The organism is Citrobacter sp. RHBSTW-00859 (genome assembly GCF_013729795.1).
Taxonomy (GTDB): Bacteria; Pseudomonadota; Gammaproteobacteria; order Enterobacterales; family Enterobacteriaceae; genus Citrobacter; species Citrobacter braakii.
Window position 1 is genome coordinate 3,964,780 of the sequence record NZ_CP056284.1, and the last position, 17,356, is coordinate 3,982,135.

Below are 17,356 nucleotides of genomic sequence, written 5' to 3' on the forward strand. Positions count from 1 at the left end.
CGCTCGTCAGTCTTGCGTTCGACGAACTCTCCCACGCAGTGCTTTCACTGTGGATTTTTGCGCCTTCGATGACAACCTGCGCTCTTTCGAGGCGCGCGTTGGACGTGTTGCCTGTCGGCTTTTTTGCACCGCGGTTAATTCTTTTATCACCGCCACCAGTCGGGAGATTGCCGCTTCCCGATTTAGCTCCTGGCTACGGTATTCCTGCGCCTTAATGATAATAACGCCATCGCTGCTAATCAGATGATGGCTGGCGGCCAGCAGACGTTCCTTGTAATACTCTGGCAGGCCTGAGGCCCGAATGTCAAAGCGCAAATGGATAGCCGTGGAGGTCTTGTTAACGTGCTGACCGCCCGCGCCCTGTGCCCGAATCGCCGTGATTTCCAGCTCACTGTCAGGGATAGAGACGTTTCGGGAGATAACAATCATCAACGCGGCTGCCACGCGGTCAGATGAATTTCCAGATTGTTCTGAGAATCAGACAGCCAGATGGCGCCATCCTGGATAGTTGCCTGCAGCGCCATTGTACGACCAGCAAAATCACTCAGTTGCGCCAGCTGTTCATCATCCAGATACCACACGGTGAGATTTTTAAACTGCGCACACTTGTTCTGGTTTTGCTGCCACCAGATCTGGGCCGCACGGCTGTTGTAAGTAAACAGGGCAACCTCACCAGACTGGGTACAGGCTTTTTTAATACGACGCTCATCCGGCAGACCCAGTTCAATCCAGAGATCGATGCCCAGATGATCGTTACGCAGCCATGCTTCAGGCTCGTCTTCAGCACTCAGGCCACGCGTGAATTGCAGCCGTTCATCGGCATATTTAATCCAGGCCAGCAGGCGCAGCATCATGCGCTCCTGGGTTTCAGAGGGATGACGCGCCAGCGTCAAGGCCGCGTCAAGGAACTGGTTGCGGTCGAGATCCGCTACGTTGACGACGGCTTTATAAATTGTCGCTTTAAGCGCCATGAGAGAACTCCTTTCGAATCAGGCGCTCATTGTAGCGAAAACTGCCGCAAAAGGCTGCTAACAGCTCCTCAATCAAGGCGCTGATATTGCTTGAATGAGTATGGTATAGTCACCTTGCTAAACAGAGTTTATCTTCGTAGGCTTAGACTTGCATCCACGGTTAAGTCAGAGTGCTGACAGGAGGGCATGTGGAAAAATATTGTGAGTTAATACGCAAGCGGTACGCGGAAATCGCCAGCGGAGACTTAGGGTATATCCCGGATGCGCTGGGTTGCGTATTGAAGGTGCTTAATGAAGTGGCGGCAGACAGCGCCCTTCCAGAGTCGGTCAGGGAAAAAGCGGCCTATGCTGCCGCCAACTTACTGGTGAGCGATTATGTCAATGAATGAAACGTATCAACCCATCAATTGTGATGATTACGACAATCTTGAACTCGCCTGCCAGAACCATTTGTTACTGACGCTGGCGCTAAAAGATGGCGAAGTTTTGCAGGCGAAAGCGAATGACCTGGTTTCACGCAAAAACGTGGAGTATCTGGTCGCAGATGTCGCAGGTGAAATCCGGGAGCTTCGTCTCGATAAAATTGCCAGCTTCAGCCACCCGCAAATCGGTACCGTGGTCGTCAGCGAATCTTAGCTTTTCTTGCGCCTTATCAGGCCTAAATGACCAGGCCTGATAATCGCAGCGCCATCAGGCATGCCAAATCAGACTCATACCTTCTTCATCTACCGCCGCACCCTCACGCGTCACAAAAACACCCGCAGCCGCAATCAACGTTTCACCGTAAAACAACAATGGCGTGGTATCTCGTCGCCAGGGCGGGATCCCCTGCTCCTGCCAGATTTTCTTTAATTTACGTCCACCGTTACGCCCGACAATATGCAATACGCCTGGCGCTTTAAAACGAATACTGATCGCTTCACCTGCTTGCGGCATGCGCAATTCGCCAGCCGAGATTAGCTGCACCGAGCCTAACCCGGCTGGCAGCGTCAACGGCGTTTCCCGGCATGACCACGGGATGACTGTTTCGCTTTGCCCGTCGACCGATTTAACCCACCATAGCTGTGACTGATAGCGACGGACCTCATATTCTCCTAGACGAAAACAGGGGGAAGCATCTTCTCGCGCCAACGCCACTTCCTGCCAGATACGTTCCAGCCCGTCCCGGGAAGGCATCGGTGCATTTACCCCCGCCAACCAGCGACGAAGCAGAGCGGCACGCCGCACGCCACTCATCATCATTAACGGTGCCAGTAACAGTGTGCCTTGGGCAGTCACGCAGTCGGCTAAATCATTGGCCAGCAGTTCATCCAGTAAACTCTCCTGCTCGGCGCACAGCGCGGCGCTACGGGCTGCGGCTTGCGCGAAGTGCGGCCATCGTTGTTGGAGCAAGGGGGTAACGCGCAATCTGAGAAAATTGCGATCGTAGGCATCATCCTGATTACTTTCATCTTCGATCCAGCATAATTCATGCTGTCGCGCCCATGCTTCAAGCGCCTCTCGCGTTTGCGCCAGCAGCGGTCGGATCAGTTGGGTTCCGGCAAATAGTGAGCTTTCGCCCATGGCGGAAAGCCCGGCAGGACCACTGCCGCGCTTAAGCGCCAGTAGAAAAGTTTCACACTGGTCGTCGAGATGCTGGGCGGTCATCAGCACTTCACCCGGTAGTAAGGTCTGCGCAAATGCCTGATAGCGCGCGCGTCGCGCCTGAGCTTCGATGCCCAAACCATCATCCTCAAGATGGACCCGTTCAACCACCAGCGGCACCTGCCACTGTGCGCATACCGACTCACAGTGTTGCACCCAACTGTCTGCCTGCGGGCTTAATCCGTGATGAATATGGATTGCACGCAAGGCAACCTCAGGATTTTGCGCTCGCCACAGTACCAGCTGATGCAGCAGCACGGTGGAATCCAGCCCGCCGCTAAAGGCGACCAGAATCGATTGAGAATTTAGCAGTGAAGTGTTCAGCGTGAGTGTCGTCATGATGGTTACTTACAATGGCATTGCCCGGCACATTGCCAGGCTAATGCCACAATGATAAGACTTACAGCTCGTACAGTTCGAGCGGTAATCCGTCCGGATCGTTAAAAAACGTAAAGCGTTTGCCGGTAAACGGATCGATACGCACGGATTCGCACTTCACGTGGTGAGCTTCCAGATGCGCGATCGCTTTTTCCACGTCATCTACGCTGAACGCCAGATGGCGTAAACCGCAGGCTTCCGGCCGGCTCGGACGGCAAGGCGGAAATGGAAAAGAAAAAAGCTCAATCACATACTGACCGTTCAATGCCAGATCACCCTTCCACGAGTCACGTTCTTCCCGGTAGGCTTCGCTGATTAGCGTAAAGCCCAGCACATCACAGTAAAATGCCTTACTCGCCGCGTAGTCCGTCGCAATAATGGCAATATGGTGAACCTGTTTTAATCCCAGCATAGCGTCATCGCCTCTTTCGTTTTTCTGCCAGAACATTACTCGTGCGTAATGGGTTCACGCAAGTCGTCATGCCATTTTTAGGACTCGCACGCGATACACGCCATCTTCACCCAGTTTAGCGCCATGGATATCGGTTTCAAATCCAGGATAGTGATGGCCCACTGAACACAACATCAGCAGAAAATCGAGTACAGCCCGACTTTTGGCCGTGATCATTTCCCCGGGCATCAAGAGCGGCACACCGGGAGGATAAGGCAGAATCATATTGGCAGAAATGCGCCCCACCAGTTGATCGAGCGCCACCGTTTCGACCTCACCTTTGATCTGCCGCTGCCAGGCCTGGTGCGGGGTCATTTTCATTTCCGGTAAGGTATCAAATGCCCGCAGCATCAGCCCGGAGAGATCGTGCTGGCGGATCAGCTTATGGATCCCCTGCGCCAGATCCTGAATACGCATATTACGATAGAAATCGGGATCCTCGGCATACAGATCCGGCAGCATATTTTTCACGCGTAAATTCAGATCGTACGAGCGTTTAAATTCCGTCAGGCCGCGCAGTAGCCCCATCGCCCGGGTTTTATCAATGCCAATACTAAACAGGAACAACAGATTATACGGTCCCGTTTTCTCGACAACGACGCCGCGCTCATCAAGGAATTTCGCCACCAGCGCCGCAGGGATCCCCTCTTCACTCATATTTCCCTGTTCATCCATTCCCGGCGTAAGAATGGTGACCTTCACCGGATCGAGGAACATATGGTCGGCGTCAGCATCAACAAATCCGTGCCAGTCTTCACCAGGCGCTACCGGCCAGCACTCCGCCTCATCTACCCTTTCCGGCTGCCAGATATCAAAGAACCAGCCATCCGACTCTTCGCGTAGCCGCTGCACTTCTTTACGGAAATGCAGCGCCCGCTCCACCGAACGATTGATTAACCGCTTGCCTGAATTCCCACGCAGCATTGCCGCCGCCGTTTCTATCGACGCGACAATCGGGTAGCTCGGGGAAGTGGAAGTGTGCATCATAAAGGCTTCGTTGAACGTCTCTTCGTCGTAGTCGCCCTTAATGTGGATCAGAGAAGCCTGTGATAGTGCCGCCAGCATCTTGTGGGTTGACTGGGTTTCAAAAATCACTTTCCCCGGCACCCGTTCGCCACTCATCCCGCTTTTCCCCTGATAGATCGGGTGAAAATGGGTATACGGCACCCAGGCAGAATCAAAATGAATGGAGGGCACATCCAGGGTTTGCTTGATCCAGTTGGTGTTATACAACAGGCCGTCATAGGTGGAGTTGGTGATCACCGCGTGTACCGGCCATAGTGCCTGAGGGGTCTCTTCTACCTTGCGTTCAATGCTTGCGCGGGTGAATTCCCGACGAGGTATACCGCCGAGGATCCCCAGCGCATTGCGCGTAGGCTTCAGCCAGATTGGCACCACATCGCTCATCATTAGCAAATGCGCCAGCGACTTATGACAGTTGCGATCAATCAGTAGCGTACTGCCTGAAGGCGCGGCATACATGCCGACAATCTTGTTCGACGTCGAGGTGCCGTTGGTCACCATATAGCTCTGCTCGGCGCCAAAGGTGCGCGCGATATACTCCTCCGCTTCCAGATGCGGGCCGGTATGATCCAGCAGCGAGCCGAGTTCAGTCACGGAAATAGACACGTCGGCCTTCAGAGTATTGCCGCCAAAGAAATCATAGAACAGGCAGCCTACCGGGCTTTTCTGATACGCCGTTCCCGCCATATGTCCGGGCGTGCAGAAGGTGTACTTTCCTTCCTTCACATAGGTAAACAGCGCCTTGGTGAAAGGAGGCGTGATGTTATCGAGGTATTCGCTGGTGTACTGACGGATGCGGGTTGCAATATCTTCAGACTGGCCCAGCGCATACTCAAAAAACCACAGTGCCATGCGCAGGTCGTGCGCGCTGACATCCATCGTCGAATGAGTATTAATAAAGGCGTAGAGCGGGAGGTACTCGTTGAGCTGGTTGATGTCACTGCACAGATCCAGGCTGTATTCATCCCAGTCAAAAATGACACCGCAAATTCGTGGGTTATGTTCGATAAACTTAAGCAGGTCGACGCTATTCTGCGGCCAGATAATCTGAAACCCCTGCTGTTGCAGCGCACGCTCAAGTTCCTTGATGGGCTCATCTTTATAAAAGACGCCATGCGGTCCCATGATGGCAATGATATTCATGCGATCCTCCTGGAAAAACCTTAGTTAATCATAGCCTGGTGAAACCACAGGTAAAAAAAAGGGCCACAGCGTTGTGGCCCTTTTCAGAATTAATGCAGTTTACGCGTAACCGTAGCTCATCAGACGCTGGTAACGACGGTTTTTCAAATCATCTTTGCTTAACACGTCGAGGTCGGCGAGATCGGCCAGCAGTTGTGCTTTCAGGGACGCAGCCATCACTTCCGGGTTGCGGTGCGCGCCGCCCAGCGGTTCCGGGATGATAGAGTCGATAAGCTTCAGCTCTTTCAGACGCGGCGCGATAATCCCCATCGCTTCTGCGGCCAGCGGCGCTTTGTCGGCGCTTTTCCACAGAATGGAGGCACAACCTTCCGGGGAGATAACGGAATAGGTGCTGTATTGCAGCATATTCACTTTATCGCCTACGCCGATCGCCAGCGCGCCGCCGGAACCACCTTCACCAATAACGGTGCAGATTACCGGTACGCTCAGACGCGACATTTCACGCAGGTTGCGCGCAATCGCTTCAGACTGACCACGTTCTTCCGCGCCCACGCCCGGATAAGCCCCAGGGGTGTCGATGAAAGTAATGATCGGCATATTGAAACGCTCGGCCATTTCCATCAGACGCAGCGCTTTGCGATAGCCTTCCGGTGCCGGCATGCCGAAATTACGACGAATTTTTTCTTTGGTCTCACGGCCTTTCTGATGACCAATGATCATCACCGGACGACCATCCAGACGCGCAATGCCGCCGACAATAGCTTTATCATCCGCATAGGCACGATCGCCCGCCAGCTCATCAAATTCATCAAATGCCAGGCGGACATAATCCAGGGTGTACGGACGCTGTGGATGGCGCGCCAGCTGGGCTACCTGCCATGCGCCAAGATCGGCGAAGATTTTACGCGTCAGCTCTACGCTTTTTTCACGCAGGCGATGCACTTCTTCATCGATGTTAATATCCAGTTTCTCATCCTGACGGCTAACCGCAGTCAGAGAATCGATTTTTGCTTCCAGCTCTGCAATCGGCTGTTCAAAATCAAGGAAATTCAGACTCATAGTATTCCTGTATTAGTCAAACTCCAGTTCCACCTGCTCCGAACCAATAAGGCCACGGAGATCGTTTAGCAAACGATCGCTCGGAGAGACACGCCACGTTGCGCCAAAACGCAATCGCGCACGTGCATCCGCCCTCTGATAGTAGAGATGTACTGGAATTGTCCCCGAGCGGTGGGGTTCCAGAGACTGACGGAGTCGGTTTAAAAGCTGGTCATCAATTTGCCTGTCCGTCAGCGAGATAGCAAGCCCGCGAGCATATTTTTCCCGGGCTTCGTCAATATCCATGACTTCACGGGCCATCATTTTAAGCCCGCCGCTGAAGTCATCAAAGCTGACCTGTCCGCTGACGATAAGTATGCGGTCTTTTTCCAGCAATTGCTGGTATTTATCCAGAGCATCGGTAAACAACATAACTTCCAGACGCCCGGAACGGTCATCCAGGGTACAGATGCCGATACGATTGCCGCGCTTGGTGACCATTACCCGCGCAGCAATGACGAGCCCCGCAGCCGTGGTGACTTTACCACGTTCTGTCGGATGCATGTCTTTCAGCCTGTGGCCTCCAACATAGCGCTCAATTTCTTTTAAATACTGGTTGATGGGGTGTCCCGTCAGGTAAAGCCCTAACGTTTCACGTTCCCCTTCTAATACCACCTGCTCCGGCCACGGTGTACAGTTAGCATAAGACTGTTCAATTTGTTCCGGCTCTTCAGCCAGCACGCCAAACATGTCCGCCTGACCCGTTGCCTCGGCTTTCGCATGCTGATCGGCGGCTTTTAGCGCATCGTTGAGTGAATTCATCAACGCCGCGCGATGTGGGCCAAGGCGGTCAAACGCCCCGGACATGATTAACTTTTCCAGCACCCGGCGGTTGAGTTTTTTGATGTCCGTGCGCGCACAGAGATCAAACAGCTCGCGGAAGTAACCGCCTTCGTTGCGCGCCTCAATAATAGCTTCAATTGGCCCTTCACCCACGCCTTTTATCGCGCCGATGCCATAGACAATTTCGCCATCATCATTCACGTGAAAATGATAAAGCCCGGAGTTGATGTCCGGCGGCAGGATTTTGAGCCCCATACGCCAGCATTCATCCACCAGCCCGACCACTTTCTCGGTGTTATCCATATCGGCGGTCATTACCGCCGCCATAAACTCGGCGGGGTAATGCGCCTTCAGCCATAGCGTCTGGTAAGAGACCAGCGCATAGGCAGCGGAGTGCGATTTGTTAAATCCGTAACCGGCGAATTTCTCCACCAGGTCAAAGATTTTCATCGCCAGTTCGCCGTCGACGCCGCGCTTTTTCGCCCCTTCTTCAAAGGTGCCGCGCTGCTTAGCCATCTCTTCCGGCTTTTTCTTACCCATCGCACGACGCAACATGTCCGCACCGCCAAGGGTATATCCGGACAGCTCCTGGGCAATCTGCATAACCTGTTCCTGATACAGGATAATGCCGTAGGTCGGCTCCAGTACCGGTTTCAGACACTCATGCTGCCATTGTACGTCCGGGTAGGAAATCTCTTCGCGACCATGCTTACGATCGATAAAGTTATCTACCATCCCCGACTGTAGCGGACCAGGACGGAACAGGGCCACCAGGGCGATCATATCTTCGAAGCAGTCAGGCTGCAGCCGTTTGATAAGATCTTTCATGCCGCGGGATTCTAGCTGGAAGACCGCCGTGGTCTCCGAGCGTTGCAGCATGTCGAAGCTTTTCTTGTCATCCAGCGGGATAGCGGCGATATCCAGCGGCGGCTCGCCGTTCTTTTCACGGCGCGCGTTAATCATTTCCAGCGCCCAGTTGATGATGGTGAGCGTACGCAGGCCGAGGAAGTCGAACTTCACAAGGCCGGCATATTCCACGTCGTTCTTATCAAACTGAGTAACCGGGTGCTGCCCCTGTTCATCGCAGTACAGCGGCGCAAAATCGGTAATTTTGGTCGGCGCGATAACTACACCACCGGCGTGTTTACCGGCGTTACGCGTGACGCCTTCCAGCTTACGCGCCATATCGATCAGCGCTTTAACCTCTTCATCTGCCTCATAGATTTCCGGCAGTTGGGGTTCGGCTTCAAAGGCTTTTGCCAGCGTCATGCCCGGATCGGGCGGCACCAGTTTCGAAATACGGTCCACGAAGCCGTACGGGTGTCCCAGCACGCGCCCCACGTCGCGGATAACCGCTTTGGCCGCCATCGTACCGAAGGTAATAATCTGCGAAACCGCATCACGACCGTACATTTCCGCCACGTGTTCAATTACCCGGTCGCGTTTCTCCATACAGAAGTCAACGTCGAAGTCGGGCATTGAGACACGTTCCGGGTTCAGGAAACGTTCGAACAGCAGGTCAAATTCCAGCGGATCCAGGTCGGTAATTTTCAGCGCATAGGCGACAAGCGAGCCGGCACCGGAACCACGTCCAGGGCCTACCGGTACGCCGTTATCTTTCGACCACTGGATAAATTCCATCACGATCAGGAAGTAGCCAGGAAATCCCATCTGGTTGATAACTTTAAGTTCAACTTCCAGACGTTCGTCATAAGGCGGGCGCTTCTGCGCGCGAACTTCAGGGTCCGGGAACAAAAACGCCAGACGCTCTTCCAGACCTTCGCGCGATTTCGCCACGAGGAAATCCTCGGTGGTCATATCACCGGTCGGGAACTGTGGCAGGAAATACTCACCCAGACGTACCGTCACGTTACAGCGCTTAGCTATCTCAACGGTGTTTTGCAGCGCTTCCGGAATATCGGAAAACAGCTCGCACATCTCATCTTCGCTACGCATGTACTGCTGCGGCGAATAATTACGTGGGCGTTTCGGGTCGTCAAGGGTGAACCCGTCGTGGATTGCCACGCGGATTTCATGCGCGTCAAAATCACCGGTTTCAAGGAAACGAACATCGTTGGTCGCCACCACCGGAAGACCACGCCTTTCCGCCAGTTCTACCGCTGCATGCAGATAATTTTCTTCATCTTGCCTGCCGGTTCGGATAAGCTCGAGGAAGTAACAATTTGGAAAATGTTCTTCGTAAAACGCTACGCACTCATCAACCAGTGCGCTATTACCGCGCAGCAGGCTGCGCCCGACGTCGCCCATGCGGCCGCCGGAGAGCAAAATCAAACCTTCTTTTAACTCGGCCAGCCAATCCCGGTCGATGACCGGCCCTTCTGCGCCATAACCACGCTGATAGGCTTTCGATATCAACAACGTCAGATTCTGATAGCCGGTATTGTTTGCGGCCAGCACGGTGAGCTGCGTGAGTTCATCGCCCAGCAGTTCGCTACGGACATGAAAATCTGCGCCAACTATCGGCTTGATACCCGCACCGTGACCCGCTCCGTAAAACTTCACCAGACCACACAGGTTGGTAAAATCGGTGATCGCCAGCGCAGGCATGCCTAACGCGGCCGCCTTTTTCACTAGCGGCCCGGTTTTCGCCAGCCCATCGATCATGGAGTAGTCGCTGTGCACCCGCAGGTGGACGAAACGAGGTTCAGACATCTTCAGATTCCTTCGACACAAGAATCAGGACGTGAGTCCCAGTGCGCGTTTGACGGGGCCAAAACTACGGCGATGGTGCTCTGTTGCGCCATGCATTGCCAACTTTTCCAGATGAAAAGCGGTTGGATAGCCTTTGTGCTGTGCAAAGCCATACTGCGGGAACACCGTATCCAGGGCCGCCATTTCAGCATCACGAGTGACTTTTGCCAGTATCGACGCCGCGCTAATCTCCGCCACACGGCTATCACCTTTTACCACCGCCAGCGATGGCACCGGTAATGCCGGGCAACGATTGCCGTCGATCAGTACGTATTCCGGCGCTATATGCAGACCCGCAACCGCACGCTGCATGGCCAGCATAGTGGCATGTAAAATATTCAACTCGTCGATTTCATGTGGTTCCGCACGCCCCAGGCTCCAGCTTAACGCTTTTTCTTTAATCTCATCGAATAGCGCCAGGCGACGTTTTTCCGACAGTTTTTTTGAGTCGTTAAGACCGATAATAGGGCGAGCCGGATCCAGAATGACGGCGGCAGTGACGACCGCGCCGACCAAAGGACCACGTCCAACTTCATCTACACCCGCCACTAAATGCGCATGCGGATATACAAATTCAATCATTGCGCTAACTCCAGGACCGCATCCGCCGCCTGCTCATCAGCGTTGCAACGGATCTGCTGATGCAGTTCACGGAATGTGTCGTGCATCGCATGGCTGGTTTTGCCATTCGCCAGCAACGGCAACAGCGCTTGCGACAGCGCCTGCGGTTCGCACTCTTCCTGCAACAGCTCTTTAACCAGTTCTCTTCCCGCCAGCAGGTTAGGTAGCGAAACGTAATCGGTCTTCACCAGACGCTTCGCCAGCCAGAAGGTGAAAGGTTTCATACGATAGCCAACCACCATCGGGCATTTTGCCAGCATACATTCCAGCGCAGCGGTGCCTGAAGCCAGCAGTGCGGCATCGCTGGCAACCATCGCTTCACGTCCCATCCCATTAAGCAGATGTACGGAAAGCTCCGGCGCAACTTCAGCTTTAATGCGCTCAAACTGCTCGCGACGTTTGGCATTCACCAACGGCACTACCACTTCGAGATCTGGATAATGCTGGCGTAACAACTGCGCCGTTTTCAGAAAATCGGCGCTGAGCATCTCCACTTCTGCGCCACGGCTTCCTGGCAATAGCGCCAGGCAGTGAGCGTCATGGGGAATACCCAGAACATCGCGAGCCGCGTTTTTATCCGGCTCCAACGGCATGGCATCTGCCATGGTATGACCGATAAAGCGGCACGGGACGTTAAATTTGTCATAAAACGCTTTTTCGAAAGGCAGAAAGGCCAGCACCATATTGGTGGATCTGCCTATTTTGAAAACGCGTTTCTGTCGCCAGGCCCACACAGAGGGGCTGACGTAATGAATGGTTTTAATGCCCTGCTTTTTCAAATTCCCTTCGAGGGTAATATTGAAATCAGGCGCATCAATACCGACGAAAACATCCGGCTTTAAGTCGGTAAATCGGCGAGTGAGATCGGCGCGAATATGCAGTAAACGGCGCAGGCGTCCGAGCACTTCAACAATGCCCATTACCGCCAGCTCTTCCATTTCGTACCAGGCTTCACAGCCTTCGGCCTGCATCAGCGGACCCGCCACGCCAACAAAACGCGCATTGGGAACGCGAGCCTTGAGTGCACGGATTAACCCTGCACCAAGAATATCGCCGGAGGTTTCTCCGGCGACGAGGGCAATCGTTAAAGGACGCTGCTCAGTCATTAACGAATCAGACCACGCGTTGAGCGCTCAAAGAAGTCGCTGAAAGCCTGAACTTCAGGGTACTGTTTCGCCAGTTCCGCGATTTCCGGTTTCACTTCTTCCAGCGTTTTACCACTACGGTACAACGCTTTGTAGGCATTACGAATCGCGGTAATCGCTTCGCGGGTGAATCCACGACGCTTCAGACCTTCGATATTGACGCCAAATGGCGTTGCGTGGTTGCCCTGGGCGATAACGTATGGAGGCACGTCCTGAGCAACGCCAGAACAGCCGCCAACCATCACATGCGCGCCGATGATGCAGAACTGATGCACCGCAGTCATGCCGCCGATGATAACAAAATCATCCAGCGACACATGCCCGGCAAGCGTGGCGTTATTCGCCAGAATACAGCGGTTGCCTACCGTACAATCATGCGCGACGTGCGCATTAATCATCAGTAAGTTATCGCTGCCCACCTTCGTCACTCCACCGCCCTGCACTGTGCCACGATGAATGGTGACGCTTTCGCGGATGCGGTTGCGATCGCCAATTTCCACGCGGGTCGGTTCGCCAGCATATTTCAGATCCTGGTTAACTTCACCGATGGAGGCAAACTGATAGATCTCGTTATCACGACCAATTTTTGTATGGCCATTCACGACAACGTGAGACTTCAGTACGGTACCCTCACCAATTTCAACATGGGGTCCAACAATACAAAATGGGCCAATGTGAGCGTTAGCGCCAATGCTGGCGCCTTCTTCCACAATGGCAGTTGGGTGAATAAAGGCGGATTTATCAATCACGTATCAGGCCTCCCGGCTACGGGCACACATCATCGTTGCTTCGCACACAACTTTACCGTCGACCAGCGCAACCCCTTTAAAACGGGTCAGGCCGCGGCGCGTTTTCTCGAAAGTCACTTCCATGATCATCTGATCGCCTGGCACGACAGGACGCTTAAAGCGCGCTTCGTCAATACCCGCAAAATAGTACAGTTCACCTGGTTCCAGTTTCCCTACGCTTTTAAACGCGAGGATACCGGTGGCCTGCGCCATTGCTTCCAGAATCAGTACGCCTGGGAAAATAGGTTTACCCGGGAAGTGGCCCTGGAAGAAAGGCTCGTTAACAGATACATTTTTCACTGCGCGCAGAAAGCGACCTTCTTCAAAATCCAGCACGCGGTCAACCAGCAGAAACGGAAAACGGTGCGGCAGAAGTTCTAAAATCTCTTCAATATGCAGAGTATGAGTGTTAGTAGTCAAAATACTCTTCCTGTCAAAATATACTAAAAGGCAATTATAACACGGCCTGTCGCAATCGTATGAATGGGACAGGCCGAAAAGTCAGACATGCAAAAACGGTGCTTTAGTCTTGTTGATTAACCTTGCGCTCAATCGCTTTGAGACGCTTGCTCATATCATCAATATTCATCACCAGTGCAGCTGTTTTACGCCATACCTTATTGGGCTGTAGCGGAATGCCTGAGGAATAGACGCCAGGTTCGGTGATAGGACGCATCACCATACCCATGCCAGTAACCGTGACTTTATCGCATATTTCCATATGCCCATTGATCACGCTGGCGCCGCCAATCATGCAGTAACGGCCAATCTTCAGGCTACCCGCCATAATGACGCCACCGGCTACCGCCGTATTGTCGCCAATCACAACGTTATGCGCAATCTGGCACTGGTTATCAATGATAACACCATTACCGATCACAGTATCGTCCAGCGCACCACGGTCAATGGTGGTACAAGCGCCGATCTCGACGCGATCGCCGATAATCACGCGACCAAGCTGCGGGATCTTCACCCAGTTACCGCGATCGTTCGCGTAACCAAATCCATCAGATCCGACGACAGTGCTGGACTGGATCAGGCAATTCTCACCGATCTGAATGTCGTGGTAAATCGTCACATTCGCCCACAAGCGTGAACCTGCGCCGATTTTAGTATTTTTTCCGACGAAGCAGCCTGCGCCGATAACGACGTTATCGCCCAGTTCTACGCCAGACTCAATGACCGCATTTGCGCCCACAGAAACATTATTACCCAGCTTCGCCGTCGCATCGATCACTGCACTCGGTGCAATGTTTTGTGCGGGCTGCGGCGTGGTATCTAAGATTTGCGCCATACGTGCATAGGTCAGGTAGGGATTCTTCACTACCAGCGCAGCACTCTTAGCAAAAGGAAGATCGTCCTGCGTCATCACAACGGCAGAGGCCTGGCATACGCCTAAGTGTTCACGGTACTTAGGATTCACCATGAACGTGATATTGCCAGTTTGCGCAGATTGCATGGACGCTACGCCGGTGATGACGATATCGCCATCACCGTGTAATTCTGCATCCAACTGCTCTGCTAAATCAGCCAGTCGAATTGAAGGCATTACTTATTTAACCTGTTTCAGTACGTCAGCGGTGATGTCTTTTACATCGCTGCTGTTGTATGCAACGGTGTTTGCGTCAACAACCAGATCGATGCTCTGACTGTTAGCAACAGATTTCACAGCTGTCTGGATACGAGTAACCAGTTTGCCACGTTCTTCGTTGGAACGACGCGCACGATCCTGCTCAAAAGCCTGAGCTTTCTGAGAGAAAGTCTGACGCTGAGCCATGACGTCTTTTTCCAGCTTGGTACGATCGCTACCCGCTTTCATGGATTGCAGACGCTGCATTTTAGATTGCAGATCAGATTCCATACGCTGCAGTTCGCTGGCACGGCCTTTGAACTCGTTTTCCAGCGTAGCAGAAACGCCCGTCTTCTGTGCAACCTGTTGGAACAAGCTACCCATGTTGACGATTGCAATTTTGTCAGCAGCCTGTGCGGACGTTGCCATCGCTAAACCGAGACCTGCAGCTAATAACCACTTTTTCACAATTAACTCCTTACCATCCCATTTGCACCCGAAGGTACAGTTCTTTGCGTGGCCAGGCGATCCCATGCAAGATCGCCTAAAGTCATCGCTACACTACCACTACATTCCTTTGCGAAGAACAATTACCAGGTTTTACCAATGTTAAACTGGAACTGTTCCGCTTTGTCTCCATCGTACTTCTTGAACGGCTGGGCGTAGGAGAAAACCAACGGCCCCAATGGGGACATCCATTGTAAAGCGATACCCGCTGACATACGGATATTGTTCGGATCGCTGTAGTCCGGATAACCAGAGTACTTAGCTGAATCCCAGTTCGTATCCCAAACGGTACCCATATCCCAGAAGAACGAGGTACGGACCGAGTTGGCATACTTGTCGCTGATAAACGGCGTCGGGGTAATAAATTCCAGGCTGGCGACAGCCATGGCGTTACCGCCCACCGCATCATCCGATTTACACGGTGAAGTATTGGTGGCGTCACATTCGTTATCGTAATCGCTATCGTTGTTATAACGATTAGCCGGTAAATAGACAGCCTTTGGACCGATGGTGTTGGACTGGAAACCACGCACGGTGCTGGAACCACCCGCATAGAAGTTCTCGTAGAACGGCATCTCTTTGCTGCCGATGCCGTCACCATAGCCCCACTTCGTGCGACCCAGAACAACCCATTTGTGATCGTCATCGATCGGCACATAGGTCGCGGTATCCAACGTCGCTTTGTAGTATTCGTTGTCAGAACCCGGAATGGTTACTTTACCGTTCAGGTTGACACGCGTACCTTCCGTTGGGAAGTACCCACGGTCCAGCTTGTTATATGTCCACCCATAGTTGAAGGTGAAATCGTCTGATTTAAAGCTATCAGCGTCAGGATCCTTACCCATTGAAACCAGATAACGTTGCATTGCAACCTGTGGATCCATGTTAGACAAGGAGTTATGCACATAACCCACACCCGCACGCAAGGTGTTGTATTCGTTGATCGGGAAGCCGAGCGTTGCGTCAGTACCATAACTTTTGTTGGTATAGTCGGACAGGTCTGCATCATCCGCTTTAAAGTCATTGTAGAAAACGCGACCACCAAGGCTCACCCCATCAACGGTGAAATATGGGTTGGTGACAGACAACTCAGTATAGGTCTGATAGTCGTTTTTGGTGCCGTTGATGCCGACTGAATAACCGGTACCTAACCAGTTATCTTGCTGAACGCCAGCCTGGAAGCTCACGCCGCTTTCAGTACCGTAACCAACGCCGAAGTTAAAGCTACCGGTGTTACGCTCTTTAACCTTATAGACCACATCAACCTGATCCGGGCTACCCGGTACACGCTGAGTATCGGTATCGACAGTTTCAAAGTAACCCAGACGGTTCAGACGCTCTTTACCCTGATCGACCAGATCGCTACCCAACCAGGCACCTTCCATCTGGCGCATTTCGCGACGCAGAACGGAATCTTTAGAGGTGTCGTTACCTTCAAAACGAATCTTACGCACGTAGAAACGGTTACCTGCATCTACGTTTACGCGTAATTTAACGGTTTTGTCGGCGTCGTTGATTTCAGGTTGCGACTGTACGCGCGGATAGGCATAGCCATAGCGACCCAGAAGCTTCTTGATATCATCTTCCATTTTGGTCACTTTGGTGCCGTTATAGAGTTCGCCTGGCTCGATTTTGGTCAGGGTCTCAATTTCGGCGGAGTGCCCAGCCAGGTTACCGCTCACCTGTACCCCTGAAAGCTTGTATTGATCGCCTTCAGTGATGTTAACGGTAATGTAGATACCTTTTTTATCCGGCGTCAGGCTAACCTGGGTGGAATCGATATTGAAGCGAGCATAACCGCGATCCAGATAGTAACTGCGCAAGGTTTCAAGATCGCCTGCCAGTTTCTGTTTCTGGTATTTACGATCGCCCACCACGTTCCACCACGGCACTTCATCACGCAGTTGGAAGTGAGAGATCAGTTCGTCGGTCGAGAAAGCATGGTTGCCGACGATATTGATCTGTTGGATCTTCGCCGAAACGCCTTCCTGGAAGACCAGCTTGAGGTCAACGCGGTTACGCGGCAACGGCGTTACCACCGCTTTCACACTGGCGCTGTACTTACCGACGCTATAGTAGAAATCTTCCAGCCCTTTTTCGATATCGGCTAGCGTGGTGCGATCCAGAGACTCGCCAACACGCACACCAGAAGCCTCGAGGTTTTGCTTGAGCATGTCATCTTTCACCGATTTGTTACCGGAGAAAGTAATGCTGGCAATCGTCGGACGTTCTTTTACCTGAACCAGAAGGGTATCACCATCGCGCAGGACGCGGACATCCTCAAAGTTACCGGTGGCGAACAGAGCACGAATGGTATTACTGATGTCTTCATCATTAACCGTGTCGCCTGTGCGCACCGGCATACTGAGGAGAGCCGCACCAACGGCGACTCGCTGTAGGCCTTCGAAATGAATGTCCTTCACTACGAACCCTTCAGCACCGTATACGGTGGCGCTGCTAAACAGCAGCGACGCTATGAGCAACTTTTTCATCGCCATCGTTATTATGCGTTCTTCCTAACA

General features: G+C 52.9%; 16 protein-coding genes. 2 read left to right on the forward strand and 14 right to left on the reverse strand.

Annotation, left to right across the window (positions count from 1 at the left end; genetic code table 11):
* Positions 1-6: 6 nt before the first annotated feature.
* Positions 7-429, reverse strand: a complete 423-nt coding sequence (gene arfB, locus HV302_RS20005) for an alternative ribosome rescue aminoacyl-tRNA hydrolase ArfB (protein ID WP_016151775.1) — start codon at positions 427-429, stop codon at positions 7-9.
* Complete coding sequence (locus tag HV302_RS20010) at positions 429-971, reverse strand: YaeQ family protein (RefSeq protein WP_016151774.1); 543 nt, start codon at positions 969-971, stop codon at positions 429-431. Before HV302_RS20010 ends, arfB begins: the two co-directional genes overlap by 1 nt.
* 188 nt (positions 972-1,159) lie before the next feature.
* On the opposite strand from HV302_RS20010, the gene HV302_RS20015 reads away from it, so the two are divergent.
* Together HV302_RS20015 and rof are read left to right on the forward strand one after the other, a co-directional pair.
* Positions 1,160-1,360, forward strand: a complete 201-nt coding sequence (locus tag HV302_RS20015; protein WP_003018499.1) for a YaeP family protein — start codon at positions 1,160-1,162, stop codon at positions 1,358-1,360.
* Positions 1,347-1,607: a Rho-binding antiterminator gene (gene rof, locus HV302_RS20020; protein ID WP_016151773.1), complete on the forward strand. Its 261-nt coding sequence runs from the start codon at positions 1,347-1,349 to the stop codon at positions 1,605-1,607. The genes HV302_RS20015 and rof overlap by 14 nt, the downstream gene beginning before the upstream one ends.
* A gap of 54 nt (positions 1,608-1,661) precedes the next feature.
* Here rof and tilS read toward each other — a convergent pair whose 3' ends face one another.
* The 12 genes from tilS to bamA all read right to left on the reverse strand — a co-directional run bounded on the left by tilS (position 1,662) and on the right by bamA (position 17,332).
* Positions 1,662-2,954 (reverse strand): tRNA lysidine(34) synthetase TilS, encoded by a 1,293-nt coding sequence (tilS, locus tag HV302_RS20025; RefSeq protein WP_181626495.1) that lies wholly within the window; start codon positions 2,952-2,954, stop codon positions 1,662-1,664.
* Between the two features lie 61 nt (positions 2,955-3,015).
* Positions 3,016-3,405 (reverse strand): VOC family protein, encoded by a 390-nt coding sequence (locus HV302_RS20030; RefSeq protein WP_016151771.1) that lies wholly within the window; start codon positions 3,403-3,405, stop codon positions 3,016-3,018.
* A gap of 66 nt (positions 3,406-3,471) precedes the next feature.
* On the reverse strand, positions 3,472-5,610 hold the full coding sequence (ldcC, locus tag HV302_RS20035) for a lysine decarboxylase LdcC (protein ID WP_016151770.1): 2,139 nt from the start codon (positions 5,608-5,610) through the stop codon (positions 3,472-3,474).
* A gap of 99 nt (positions 5,611-5,709) precedes the next feature.
* Positions 5,710-6,669 (reverse strand): acetyl-CoA carboxylase carboxyl transferase subunit alpha, encoded by a 960-nt coding sequence (accA, locus tag HV302_RS20040; protein WP_003018513.1) that lies wholly within the window; start codon positions 6,667-6,669, stop codon positions 5,710-5,712.
* 12 nt (positions 6,670-6,681) lie between these two features.
* On the reverse strand, positions 6,682-10,164 hold the full coding sequence (gene dnaE / locus HV302_RS20045; protein WP_181626496.1) for a DNA polymerase III subunit alpha: 3,483 nt from the start codon (positions 10,162-10,164) through the stop codon (positions 6,682-6,684).
* 24 nt (positions 10,165-10,188) lie between these two features.
* Positions 10,189-10,785, reverse strand: a complete 597-nt coding sequence (gene rnhB, locus HV302_RS20050; protein WP_181626497.1) for a ribonuclease HII — start codon at positions 10,783-10,785, stop codon at positions 10,189-10,191.
* Complete coding sequence (gene lpxB, locus HV302_RS20055; RefSeq protein ID WP_181626498.1) at positions 10,782-11,930, reverse strand: lipid-A-disaccharide synthase; 1,149 nt, start codon at positions 11,928-11,930, stop codon at positions 10,782-10,784. Before lpxB ends, rnhB begins: the two co-directional genes overlap by 4 nt.
* The gene (gene lpxA / locus HV302_RS20060; protein WP_003018525.1) at positions 11,930-12,718 is read right to left on the reverse strand and encodes an acyl-ACP--UDP-N-acetylglucosamine O-acyltransferase; all 789 of its coding nucleotides are present in this window, start codon (positions 12,716-12,718) and stop codon (positions 11,930-11,932) included. The genes lpxB and lpxA overlap by 1 nt, the downstream gene beginning before the upstream one ends.
* Positions 12,719-12,721: 3 nt before the next feature.
* Positions 12,722-13,177, reverse strand: coding sequence for a 3-hydroxyacyl-ACP dehydratase FabZ (gene fabZ / locus HV302_RS20065; protein ID WP_003018528.1), 456 nt, complete (start codon positions 13,175-13,177; stop codon positions 12,722-12,724).
* A gap of 103 nt (positions 13,178-13,280) precedes the next feature.
* Complete coding sequence (gene lpxD / locus HV302_RS20070; RefSeq protein ID WP_003018531.1) at positions 13,281-14,306, reverse strand: UDP-3-O-(3-hydroxymyristoyl)glucosamine N-acyltransferase; 1,026 nt, start codon at positions 14,304-14,306, stop codon at positions 13,281-13,283.
* A 3-nt stretch (positions 14,307-14,309) separates the two neighbouring features.
* Entirely contained in the window at positions 14,310-14,795 is a 486-nt protein-coding gene (gene skp, locus HV302_RS20075) for a molecular chaperone Skp (RefSeq protein ID WP_016151765.1), read from the reverse strand.
* Positions 14,796-14,917: 122 nt separating this feature from the next.
* Positions 14,918-17,332, reverse strand: coding sequence for an outer membrane protein assembly factor BamA (gene bamA, locus HV302_RS20080; RefSeq protein WP_016151764.1), 2,415 nt, complete (start codon positions 17,330-17,332; stop codon positions 14,918-14,920).
* Between the last annotated feature and the right edge of the window lie 24 nt (positions 17,333-17,356).